Annotated in this window: 11 protein-coding genes; 2 read left to right on the top strand and 9 right to left on the bottom strand. The window is 57.9% G+C overall.

All coding sequences use genetic code 11. From position 1 onward, the window contains the following. Positions 1-285: 285 nt before the first annotated feature. From JMJ97_RS09270 to rnd, 9 genes are all read right to left on the bottom strand, one after another. Positions 286-1,464, bottom strand: a complete 1,179-nt coding sequence (locus JMJ97_RS09270; RefSeq protein ID WP_260700081.1) for an acetate/propionate family kinase — start codon at positions 1,462-1,464, stop codon at positions 286-288. A gap of 164 nt (positions 1,465-1,628) precedes the next feature. Further along, positions 1,629-2,807: an acetate/propionate family kinase gene (locus JMJ97_RS09265; protein WP_006234305.1), complete on the bottom strand. Its 1,179-nt coding sequence runs from the start codon at positions 2,805-2,807 to the stop codon at positions 1,629-1,631. Between the two features lie 120 nt (positions 2,808-2,927). Continuing rightward, positions 2,928-4,088 carry an MFS transporter gene (locus tag JMJ97_RS09260; RefSeq protein WP_006234307.1) on the bottom strand — a complete coding sequence of 387 codons (1,161 nt, stop codon included), beginning with the start codon at positions 4,086-4,088 and terminating at the stop codon, positions 2,928-2,930. Positions 4,089-4,207: 119 nt separating this feature from the next. Then, positions 4,208-5,098 (bottom strand): LysR family transcriptional regulator, encoded by an 891-nt coding sequence (locus JMJ97_RS09255; protein WP_195520517.1) that lies wholly within the window; start codon positions 5,096-5,098, stop codon positions 4,208-4,210. Positions 5,099-5,139: 41 nt separating this feature from the next. Further along, a complete protein-coding gene (locus JMJ97_RS09250) occupies positions 5,140-5,475 on the bottom strand; it encodes a histidine triad nucleotide-binding protein (protein ID WP_035137921.1) in 336 nt (111 codons plus the stop codon). Positions 5,476-5,524: 49 nt separating this feature from the next. Beyond that, complete coding sequence (xseB, locus tag JMJ97_RS09245; protein ID WP_006234311.1) at positions 5,525-5,791, bottom strand: exodeoxyribonuclease VII small subunit; 267 nt, start codon at positions 5,789-5,791, stop codon at positions 5,525-5,527. Between the two features lie 42 nt (positions 5,792-5,833). Continuing rightward, positions 5,834-7,285, bottom strand: coding sequence for an exodeoxyribonuclease VII large subunit (gene xseA, locus JMJ97_RS09240; RefSeq protein ID WP_328291067.1), 1,452 nt, complete (start codon positions 7,283-7,285; stop codon positions 5,834-5,836). 115 nt (positions 7,286-7,400) lie between these two features. After that, positions 7,401-8,105 (bottom strand): zinc metallopeptidase, encoded by a 705-nt coding sequence (locus JMJ97_RS09235; protein WP_117635400.1) that lies wholly within the window; start codon positions 8,103-8,105, stop codon positions 7,401-7,403. A gap of 64 nt (positions 8,106-8,169) precedes the next feature. Then, positions 8,170-9,303 carry a ribonuclease D gene (gene rnd / locus JMJ97_RS09230; protein WP_260700075.1) on the bottom strand — a complete coding sequence of 378 codons (1,134 nt, stop codon included), beginning with the start codon at positions 9,301-9,303 and terminating at the stop codon, positions 8,170-8,172. A gap of 98 nt (positions 9,304-9,401) precedes the next feature. On the opposite strand from rnd, the gene JMJ97_RS09225 reads away from it, so the two are divergent. Both JMJ97_RS09225 and JMJ97_RS09220 read left to right on the top strand, forming a co-directional pair. After that, complete coding sequence (locus JMJ97_RS09225; RefSeq protein WP_156597430.1) at positions 9,402-10,319, top strand: diacylglycerol/lipid kinase family protein; 918 nt, start codon at positions 9,402-9,404, stop codon at positions 10,317-10,319. 408 nt (positions 10,320-10,727) lie between these two features. Next, positions 10,728-11,408: C69 family dipeptidase (locus JMJ97_RS09220; RefSeq protein ID WP_260700073.1), on the top strand; the 681-nt coding region annotated here is incomplete at its 3' end.

Raw genomic sequence — 11,408 nt, 5'->3', positions numbered from 1 at the left:
TATACGGGTGCATCATCGACGTCTTCAATACAGAAAATATCAGTGCGGAATGTTCCGGAGCTTTACCCTGTAGGGTCCCTGCCGTCACATGGCATTCAGGGCATCTGGAGTGGACGGCGGCTTGGCTACGAGCTGGAGCTAAAAATCTGAATGGTCGGGTTCCGTTGCTGGAAGTGCAAGCGTTGCCGGCGATGGTCACTTTGGGACTGGAATTTCCACCTGCTAGCAAAAAGGCCTCCGGAGCTGTTGCTCTGGAGGCCTTTCGTTTACTTGCAAATGCGCGCCTTAGTTGTTCTTGGTCAGGCGCTCGACGTCGTGGGCGATCATGTATTCCTCGTCGGTGGGGATGACCATGACCGTGACGGCGGAACCGGCGGCACTGATGACCTGCGGGCCGTTGCCCACGGCCTCGCGGTTCTTGTTGTTGTCGATGCGTACGCCCAGCCACTCAAAGCAGTCGCAGAAGGCCTTGCGGATCGACCAGTCGTTCTCGCCGATGCCGGCGGTAAAGGTGATGGTGTCCACGCCCGCCATGGAAGCGATCATGGAACCGGCCTGCTGCATGGCCTTATAGGCGAACATATCGAAGGCGAGCAGGCAGCGCTCGTCGCCCTCGGAGGCGCGCGTGCGGATGTCGCGGGCGTCGTTGGAGATGCCCGAGATGGCAAGCAGACCAGACTGCTTGTTCATCATGTCATCGACTTCCTGGTAGCTGTAGCCGCCCTCGCGCTGCAGGTAGCACACGGTGGCCGGGTCGATGGAACCACAACGGGTGCCCATCATCAGGCCATCGAGCGGCGTGAGACCCATCGTGGTGTCGCGGCACACGCCGTCCTCGATAGCAGCGAGCGAAGCACCGTTGCCCAGATGGCACGAAAGCAGGCGGTGGCAGCGCGAACCCAGGATCTCCTTGGCCATCATCCACTCATAGCGGTGGCTCGTGCCGTGGGCGCCGTACTTGCGCACGTGGTACTTGTCGCAAACGTCCTTGGGCAGCGCGTAGGTGTAGGCGACCTCGGGCATGGTCATGTGGAACGAGGTATCAAAGACGGCGACGTTGGGCAGCTCCGGATACTTCTCGCGGCAATACTCGATTGCTGCAGCCTCGCCGTAATTGTGCAGCGGAGCGAGCGGGGCCACCTCAAGGATCTTGGCCATGACCTCATCGTCGACGACTGCGGAATCATCGAAGTGCCAGCCGCCCTGAACGATGCGATGTCCAATGCCATCAATCGTAAAGTCGGTCTTCTCGAGCTCCTCGAGCACACGAGCGATAGCAGAGCGATGATCGGGGAAAGGGACCTCCTCGGTCTGCTTGGCGCCACCGTTCTCGGAGTGGCCAAAAATGCCCATGTCCGAACCGATACGTTCGCAGTTGCCCTTGGCGAAAACCTCGCGGGTAACGGTATCCAAAAGCTGATATTTAAGGCTTGAGCTGCCGGCGTTGACAACAAGTACGTTCATGAGACTCCTTTGCAGTGCAATACGGTCGACGCAGACCCCTTAAGGCGGCCGCATTTTAATAAGAAGTTATCACAACTTGATAAATAGCTATCAAGCATATCGCCCAACGAGCGCAAAAGAGGGGCCGAACGGCGCTCGGTCGTCCAGCCCCTCCCCTCTTGCAATTACTTGCCGTTGACGATGCGCTCGACGTCGGAAGCGATCATGAACTCCTCGTCCGTAGGGATGACGAAAATCTTGACCTTGGAATCCTTGGCGGACAGGCACCAAGCGCCGTCGCCACGCAGGGCATTACGGGCGTGATCCATCTTGACGCCCATAAAGGCCAGACGATCGGCCACGCCAGCGCGAACGGCCGGAGCGTGCTCGCCGATGCCGGCGGTAAAGACCAGGGTGTCCATGCCGCACATGGAGGTGGCCATCTCGGCGGCCTTAGCGGCAATCTTGTAGACGAACATATCGAAGGCGAGCTGAGCCTCGGGGTCACCAGCAGCGGCGAGCTCCTCAACGTTGCGGCAGTCGTTGGTCTTGCCACCGGTCACAGCCAAAAGGCCAGACTTCTTGTTCATCATCTCGTCGACCTCGTCGAAGGTGTAGCCACCCTCGCGCTGCAGGTAGCACACGGTAGCCGGGTCGATGGAGCCGCAGCGGGTGCCCATCATGACGCCGTCGAGCGGCGTCAAGCCCATGGTGGTGTCCATGCACTTGCCGTCCTCGATGGCGCACAGGGAAGCGCCGGAGCCGATATGGCACACGACGACCTTGCGGGCCTCGCCGTTGGTCATCTCGGCGACCTTCTTGGAGATGTAGCGATAGCTGGTGCCGTGGGCGCCGTACTTACGGATGTGCAGCTTGTCGCAAACATCCTTGGGAAGGGCGTAGGTCTTGGCGACCTCGGGCATGTTGAAGTGGAAAGCGGTGTCGTAGACCGTGACGTTGGGCAGATCGGGATACTGCTCCAGGCAGTACTCGATAACGTTGGCCTCGGGGTTGTTGTGCAGCGGCGCCAGCGGGGCGACCTCGCGAATCTTGGCGAGGACGTCCTCGTCGACGAGGGAGGAATCACCAAAGTACCAACCGCCCTGAACGATACGGTGGCCGATGCCCTCGATCTTGACGCCGTTGGCCTCAAGGTCCTTCAGGACGACCTCGATGGCGACCTTGTGGTCGGGGAACTCGATGTTCTCGGTCACCTTCTTGGAGCCATTGGCAGCATGGGTGAAGGTACCACCGGTAAAGCAGACGCGCTCGCAGGAGCCCTTTGCGGACACCTTATGGGACTTGGTGTCGATGACCTGATACTTAAGGGTCGAAGATCCCGCGTTGACGACCAGAACGTTCATGTGTCTCCCTACTAACAGGCGGTGTGGCGCCGCCAGGTTACATACGCTTCAATAATAAACCCAAACGCCCTCGCGCTCGGGTTTATTGCGTTGATATATAAGTTATCGGTGCCTAAATACTCATGGCCTTTGACTTGTAAGACGAAATAGCGCGGGGATATACACCAGGGAAGAAATCCCGAGCGCAACAAGCAATACGACTCGAATGCCCGCGATGCTGCTCAACGCAGCATTGAACAGATAGAAAAGGATGGCACCCACCGCCACCATCTGGCTTTGGACCGAAATCAGTGAACAGCGCATCGAAGAATCGACAGCATTTTGAAAAATTGAGTATTTAATTGGAGCAAATAACGAGTACGCGACCGTCTGCAGTACATAGAACACGGGCAGCAAATAGACCGGAGTAAAGGGAATCAAAAACAGAGCAGCCAGGGAAAGGCGCACGATGCCGCAAATACGCGCAAAACGGCCCTTGTCGACATGAGCAATCACACTGGGCACAATAAGCCCCATGGAGGCCGAGGCAAGAAGCTGGACCGCAATGATCACACCCGAAGCGACGGCATTCATTCCGCGACCCGCAAGCAACAGTGAGAAAAAGTCTTCCAGGGCGACAAAAGCAAATGCCTGAGAGCAGTCCATGATGAACGCTGAACGAAGAATGCCGTTACGCGCAATAGCGGCACCGATCATCTTCGGGCTAATTCCACGCTTAGGTGTCGCTGTAGTGTCCCCTCTTCGCATCTCAGGAATGCAGACAACGACAACCAACGTCAACACCATTGCGATGATATCTGCCAAAAGACCAATGAGATACGCGCCAGCGGACGAAATGAAACCGCCCACACAAGCGGAGAGGGCATAAGAGGCATAGAAAACAAATCGCTCAACGACATTAAGCCTTACGAGCTGGTCCAGAGAGACGCTGTCAATGTAAATCGCTTCCATGGACCCGCTCATACATGCAGCGGCAAAACCTTTGAGAGCAAACGCGCCGATTAAAAGCAGAGGAGAACGGACGAGAAGCAGGGCGGCGTAGTATCCAAGCATCCCCACGACGCCAACGAGACCACTTGTCTTTCGTCCAAACCTATCGGCAATATAGCCAGTGGGAACTTCAAGGATGAACTTGCTCACTTGATATGCAATCATCATGCTAGAAATCGCCACCATCGAGAATCCGACGAATTCAAGGTAAACCGTCAGAAAATACAAAATGGTGCTGAAGTTCGACAGAAAAACAAACGTCATATAAAGCAAAACCGTACGGTTTTTCATGCTCCGCCCTCCAAGAGTCAACAATCTAAATCGGAATCTTGGAAAAGCATGAGGGCAAAGCCGTCAGTCATGTGTTACAAGGCGTCAACATTCACTTGACGACACGAGGCCAAATGGCCTCACGAAGCAAGATGACGCAATAGGTGAAGAAATACCGTCTGGTGTCGATCGGTCCAGGCATTTTGTCGATAGCAAAAGTAGATGGGCAAGGCTACGTCATGCGAACCTTCAATAGAGTACTCGCTCACTTCCGACCCATCTGATGCGAGAGAAGAGCCAGAAAAACCCAATATCAATCCCCCGGCTTGAAGAAACTCAGCCTGCGCTCTGTTTCCGTATTCGACGTCGCGGAAGCGGAAATTAACCAGCTGAGCTTCGGGGCATTGATTGATCGCATTGAGACAGGGCGACAAATTAATGGGAACAGCTAACCTGCCGCCCAGTAACTCACGAACGGTCATAGCACCCACAGATTGATGACCCGCTGGGCACGAAAGAACCTTGAGCTCCTTTTCACCCAAGTATTTCGAAGAAAGGACACTGTCCCTTGGTTCCTCAAATGAGATGGCCGCATCCGAAATGCCAAGCACAAGTGATTCAAAGCATGTAGCCGTTGGCTGATGCCACACATCAAGGTGAATCTGAGGGTGCGAGCTTTCAAACGAGTCGTACCAGTTTTCGGAAAAAAGACGCCCCCGCCCGTGAAGACAGGGGACGTAAAGACGAAAGTGGCCGTCGGGCGAAACGCCACCGTTCCCCGATTGGGTGTACTTTTTGAGATCGTCGACTTGTGCCAGGATCACGCGTGCACGACGCGCAAATTCTCTGCCCGCCGGAGACAAAACAGCCTCCCCCGCCGATCGATTGAGCAAAACGATCTGATACTCAGACTCCAGTTTCTTAATTGCCGACGAGACAGCCTGTGGGCTCACGTGAACGGCGCGAGCCGCTTTGCGCACGCCGCCGTAGTTCGCTACCGCTTGAAGGTATTCGAGTTGAGAAAACTGCATAGGTTACTCCAAAGGCAGCCAAGGCGACGGGCCGTGCGTCCTCAGATGAGGTTCTCGCCCAGGTTCTTGCCGCCGAGGACGTGCATGTGGAAGTGCATGACGGTCTGACCGGCGTTGACGCCCTTGTTGGAGATGACGCGGAAACCGTCCTCCAGACCCTTGGCCTTGGCGACCTCCTGGATGGCGTGGGCCATGGCGCCCATGGTCTCGGCGGGCACGTTATCGGCGATGTCACTGTAGTGCTTCTTGGGGATCACGAGCGTGTGGACCGGCGCCTGGGGATTGAGGTCGTCGAACGCGATGACCTGGTCATCCTCGTAGACGACGGTCGAGGGGATCTCGTGGTTGGCAATTTTGCAGAAGATGCAATCACACATGGTTGGTTCCTTTCTCACAGACCAAGGTAATTATATTTGGTCGGGATGGTTAGAACGAAAGGTTGTCGTCGGTGTTGGCGGCTTCGCCGTCGGCGAGCACGTCGTTGCCGTCGACGTCCTTCAGGAGCACCGAGACCTTCTGCTCGGCATCGGACAAGCGGGTACGCAGGCTCTTGAGGAGCTCGACGCCGCGGGTATAGCTCTCAAGCGACTCCTCGAGCTCCATATCACCCGACTCCAAGCTGCGGATGATGAGCTCCAACTCCTGTGAAGCCTGCTTGTACGTAAGCTGCTCGACCGGGGTCTTCTCTGCCATATCTGTTTCCTTTCCTAAAGGTTTATCGCTATGAAACGCGGCCTACTCGACCGTATCGACCGTTGCCGCCACGTTGCCGTCTGCCATGCGCACGCGAATGGCGTCACCGGGCTTAAAGGTCTTGGCGCTCGTGGCCACCCCATCATCGCTGTACGCGATGGAATAACCACGGGCAAGCACCTTGAGCGGCGACAGGGCATCGAGCGAGGCTGCCGCACGGCCCAAGTCGGATGCTGGCTTGTTGAGCATCGTGCGCCCCTGATGCTCCAGGCGGGAGCTTGCGAGCGTGAGCGCATGGCGCTTGCCATCGAGTCCTGAGGTGCTTGCGATCAAGCGCTCGGGCAGACGCTCAAAGTTGGAGCGGAATGCCCCAACCGAACGCGTTATGGCGCCGGACAAACGATCGGCCGTCAGGGCAAGCTCAGACTCGCGACGCTCAACCATAAACGTTGGGTCGTTGAGGCACGGGCGGCACGCAGCCGCATCGAGCGCATCGCCCAAGCGAGCCGTATAGGTATCCCAGGCACGGCGACCGCGCTGATCGAGCATCTCCAGGTCGACCTGGGCCGACCCAATCATCGATGCCATCGCAGCACCCAGACGTTGATAGCGCGCCTCGAGCACATCGGCCAACTCCGTCATAGCCGGCGCCACCGATTCGGCCGCCGCCGTAGGCGTGGAGGCGCGACGGTCGCTCACCATGTCGCAAATCGAGGTATCGGGCTCATGGCCAATGCCGGTCACCACGGGCACGGGACAAGCCGCCACCGCGCGGGCAAGCTCCTCGTCATTAAAGGTCATGAGGTCCTCAAAGGAGCCGCCGCCGCGCACCAACAAAATACAGTCGGGCGCCGGCGTAATGGAAGCGGCGCGGCGCAGGCCCTCAATGAGCTCTGTCGGCGCACCCTCGCCTTGTACCTTGGCACCCACGCAGACGAGCTCGACGAGCGGGTTGCGACGACGCAATGTGCGCTTGACGTCGTCGATTACGGCACCCGAAAGCGAGGTGACGACCGCCACGCGGGAGCAGAACACCGGGATGCGGCGCTTGCGCGCTTCGTCCATCAGACCCTCACGGCGTAGCTTTTCGGCCAGTTGCGCCACTTGTTGACGCAGCAGACCCTCCCCCGCCAGCGAAAACGAGCGAGCGACAAAGCTCATGCGGCCCGTAGCCTTATAGAGATTGAAGCTGCCCTTAAAGCTCACCTGCATACCGTCGCGCAGATCGAACGTGCGCTTGAGATAGGCACCCTTCCAAATGATGCAGTCAACGGCGGCCGAATCGTCCTTGATCTGGAAATAGCAGTGGCCGCTTCGGGCGTTAGGACCACGAAAACCCGTGACCTCGCCCAAGACGCTCAGCTGCGGAATGGCATCGAGCGCACCGGCGGCAATCTCCACCGCCTGGCTCACGCTGAGCTCCTTGCGCTCTTGCTCGTCCGAACCGTCGAACTCGGCGGAAACGGCATTACCGGTTAGGTTCCAGCCTGCCACGCAGCCTCCTTTCGTTATCGAGCACAGAGGCTCCGGCCCCGTGCGAAATTAAGTCCAACACATAGTACAGCGCCGCGAGGACACGAATCCCCGCGGCGCCTGCCTGTCCCATTTGTTATCGGTTGGAGTTTCTGTTGTAGCGAGCCATAAGGTAGAGCAACTGAATGATCGAAGTGAGCGCTGCAGCCACATAGGTAAGCGCGGCTGCCGTCAGTACCTTCTTGGCGCCGTTGACCTGCTTGGAGCTCATGCCCGACTGCTCGATGTACGCCACAGCACGTCGGCTGGCGTCAATCTCGACAGGCAACGTAACGAGTTGGAACAGCACACTAAACGAGAAGAAGATCAACGCGAGGGTCGTGAGCCCGGCAATGTTCATAAACAGGCCCAAGAGTAACACGATGGTCCAGGTGTTCTGGGTAAAGTTGACGACCGGGACCAGGGCGGTGCGCACCTTCATCATGGCATAGCCGCTTTGACGCTGAGCGGCGTGACCTGCCTCGTGACAGGCGACGGCAACGCTTGCGACCGATCCGCCCGAACGGTTGGCATCTGAGAGATACAGGTTGTTATCCTGCGGGTTGTAATGGTCGGTGAGCTCACCGGCGACACCCTTGATACCCACGGCATTGCAACCGTTGGCGTCAAGCATGCGGCGCGCGACCGTGGCGCCCGTGTCACCGTCCGAGCGAACCTTGGACCAGGTTTTGTACGTCGAGTTGATATAGTTCTGTGCGGCAAGGCCAAGCACCGTGCAGACAAGAACAACCAGCAGGTACAGCGGGTCGATGCCAAAGCCGTATCCATAGTAATAAGGCATGCGAATTCCTCCGAGTCGAGTTACACGTTGGAGGCATTTTACCCACTCAACCGGCTAGGCTTCCCTACAGGAGCTCGATTTTGCCGTCCTTCACCGTCAACCCCATATTGCCGGAAAGCAGATCGTCTAGGCGCGAGCCCACAAGCTCAAAGCGCCAGCCTTCGCGCAGGGGGCTCTGCTCGGGATGCTCAATGTAGTCGGCCAGGTCATCGCGCGAGGCAATGACCGAGGTCGCAACGCCTGAGCGCTCGGCAACCAGGCGGATAAGCGCATACATAAGGTCAGTCACGCTCTCCAGCTCCGGCGAAATCTGACGATGTCCGCGCACCAAGAGCGGCAGGCGATCGTGCGGACAGCTCGCACCGCGCTTGATGGCCATGAGCGCGCCGTCCACGTCGCGCTCCCCCAACTGATCGGTACCGCGAATGCTACGGAACTCCTCAACGCGCACGGGATTGCGCTTAACGAGCGCAAGCAGCGTGTCGTCGGACATGACCCACTTGCGCGGGATGTTACGGCGCTCGGCGCGATCCTCGCGCCAGGCGGCGAGCTCGCGCGCGATGCCCAACTGGTGACGGCTGCACGAATTGATGCGCTTGACCTTACGGAACGCCTCGTGGCGATCGGCACGGTAGTGCGACTCATCGACCAGAGGACGCAACTCGTCGAGCACCCAGTCCACGCGGCCCAGCTCGCGCAGGCGGCTCATCATCTCGGTATAGGCGACGATCAGGTATTTGACGTCATCGATCGCGTACTCAATCTGCTTATCGGTCAGCGGGCGACGCGACCAGTCGGTCAGCGACTCGGTCTTGGGCAGCGAGACGCCGCAAAACGTCTGCACGAGCGCGCCATACGAAATCTGCTGGCGCTCGCCCAAAAAGGCGGCGGCGACCTGCGTATCGAAAATCGGTCGTGGCAGCACGCCCACGGTATGGAGCATGACCTCCATATCCTGCGAGCACGCGTGGAAGACCTTGGTCACGCTCTCGTCGGCCATAAGCTCGGCCAGCGGCGAGAGGTCGTCGATCACCAGAGGGTCGACCGCTACGCTCTCGGCAGGGGTGGCAATCTGAACCAAGCACAGGCGCGGGTGGAATGTGCGCTCGCGCAAAAACTCGGTATCGACGGCAATCGCGTCGAACTCACGGGCGCGCTGGCAAAAGTCGAGTAGAGCCTGATGTGTGGAAATGTACATATCAACCCATCGAATAAGGTTAGGCCCGAAAAACACGGGTAGGATATCGGCATTGCCTTACAACTATACTCGGTTAGTCACAGAACGGGAACGTAAGTATGCGCTGCCTTATCATCCACAACCCGGCATCGGGCCCCAGCTCAGATGAAATCTACGCATTCACGCACGCCCTCGCGCAGGGCGGCGACGAGGTCGTGATGCGTTTTATCGGCGATGGCATGGAGCCCGAGGACGCCGTGGCAGACGTGCGCGAGTTTGACCGCGTGGTCGTTTCGGGCGGCGACGGCACCGTCTCCAACGTGCTCGACCAGATGCGCGGGTGCGGTGTCCCCACGCTCGTCTTCCCCTCCGGCACAGCCTGCCTGTTCTTCAACAACATCGGCAATGCCCCCGAGGCAGCGGCGCTCGCCAAGGCCTGCCGTGCCGGTCGCACGGTCAAAGTGGACATGGGCGAGCTCTTTTGGCTCGACGAGAACGGCAACGAGAAGCGCCACGGCTTCATCATCATCGCCGGCTCGGGCTTCGACGCCGAGATCATGATGAAGGCCGCCCCCACCAAAAACGACATCGGCGAGATCGCTTACTTCCTCTCCGCGCTCGCCACGCCCAATCCCACGGTGGCGCACTTTACGATTGAGCATGACGGCATTGTCGAGGAGCTCGACGGCATCTGCTGCATGGCCGGCAACACCTCGGTCATCCAAAACGACATCAACCTGTTCCCCGACTGCCGTATGAACGATGGCATGGTCGACATTGCGGTCATCGAACCCGTAAAAACTGTGCAGCTTCTACCGACTGTGATCACCGCCGCACTCGACCCCGCCGGCAAGGTACTCGGCCGCCCGCAGTTCAAGATCATCCAGACCAAGGAAGCCAAGATCACCTGCACCCCGTCGCTGGGCATGCAGTTCGATGGCGAGATTATCTCCAGCAATTCGGGCGTCTTTGGAGCCCGCGCGCTTCCGCAATGCCTCGACCTCATCGTCGACGAATTCTCCCCGCTCGGAAAATAGGAGGACCCTATGAACGACAATCCCCTGCTCGGCTTTATCATCATCGTTTTGGCCATGCTCGTCGGCTATGCGATCAACGTGATCCACCGCCGGAAGAAGTAATTCCACATTGGTATGATATTCATCCAATTATCGTCTCCCCTGCTGTTTATGCATTTGCCAAACAGCGGGGGATTTTCTTTGCGCCCCGTGCAAGGCGCTTTATTCAGGTAATGTAATTGCAGGACGTCTTTATTAAAGTAAAGCTACAAACCGAGTATAATTAACCACTCATCGCATATTTCATTACGCTTATCGAGTAAGTTTCTTTCATAGATGAATATTGTTTCCAGTTCGTTACGCTAATGGGGTGTCTTTATTGGCTGAAGCTCTCTGGCAACGGAGAGCTTTCGCACGCTGGGAGGGAAAATGAGGAAAACTCACCCCGTCAACGCGCTCAAGAAGCTAGGCATAGGCCTCGCCTTTGGAGCTGCAACCATCATGTCCATGCCGACATCTGCGCTCGCCTGCACGCAGGTCTATATGGGCAACAAGCTGACGGCCGACGGCAACACGTACTACGGCCGCGCCGAGGACTTTGGCAAGCGCTATCTTAAGCACTACGGCATCGAACCTGCCCACGAACCTGGCTTTAAGTACAGCTCGATTGAATCTGCTTTTGAATACACTTCGAACAAGCCTACCTATCGTTACAGCTATGTACGCGACCACCCCTCCAACTGGATGGGTCGCACCGACGCCTATTCCGAGGCCGGAATCAACGAGAAGGGCGTCTCCTGCTCTGCCACGCTAAGCACTTCCTATAACGAGGAGGCCGATGCAGCAGACCACATCGATGAGAAAGTGGGTCTGGGCGAGTACAGTTACGGCAGCATCATCCTGGGCGAGAGCGCCACGGCCCGCGAGGGCGTCGAGCTTCTCGGCAGACTGATCGATGATCAAGGCGTCTGCACCAACGACCAGATCATCATCGCCGACAACAACGAGACCTGGCTGTTCGCCACACTTTCCGCCCATCAGTGGATCGCCATGAAGCTCGCTCATATGACCCAATCCGCTGTCAAGAGCCACAATGGCCCCGCCGACCGC

The sequence above is a fragment of the Collinsella aerofaciens genome (genome assembly GCF_025289055.1).
Lineage (GTDB): Bacteria > Actinomycetota > Coriobacteriia > Coriobacteriales > Coriobacteriaceae > Collinsella.
Note: the sequence above shows the minus strand (reverse complement) of the source record. Positions and strands in the feature narration are given on the sequence as shown.